This is a genomic window from Pseudomonas sp. K5002 (assembly GCF_013386655.1).
Lineage (GTDB): Bacteria > Pseudomonadota > Gammaproteobacteria > Pseudomonadales > Pseudomonadaceae > Aquipseudomonas.
The window spans coordinates 2,425-2,883 of record NZ_JACARK010000442.1; the positions used below are offsets into that span (position 1 = coordinate 2,425).

Here is a 459-nt window from a genome sequence, read left to right on the forward strand (position 1 = left end):
CGCCACAGGTTTTTTGGAGACCCCATCAAGTCACGCACCCGGCACAAAATGCTTCTGTGCGGTCCCGCGGGCGATCAGCCGCGAAATGTAGTCAAGCTTCTGCGCATCCTGGTCGATAAACCGGAAGGTCAGTTGCAGCCAGTCACTGTCGGGCTTGGGCTCGTAGGCCACCACGGCATGCAGGTAGCCATTGAGACGCGCCACTTCAGCGTTCTCACCCTGCTCCAGGTCGAGCACGGCGCTTTCCAGTACCTGAGGCAGGATTTCACCACGACGCACCACCAGCAGCGCCTCCTTGATGCTCAGGGCCTTGATCACACACTGCTGGGTGCCACTGGACAAGCGCAGCTGGCCCTGGCCACGACCGCTGGCAGGCGACGCTGCCGCAGCCACCTGCACCGGCGGGCTGTTGAGCAGGCCTTTGCTGGGCGCGGCCACCGGGGCCGGCTTGACTGCGTC

1 pseudogene is annotated in these 459 nt (G+C 64.1%); it reads right to left on the reverse strand.

The features are described 5' to 3' along the window. Positions 1 to 30: 30 nt before the first annotated feature. Positions 31 to 459 (reverse strand): annotated as a pseudogene (locus HX846_RS19920) (response regulator); the annotation flags it as partial.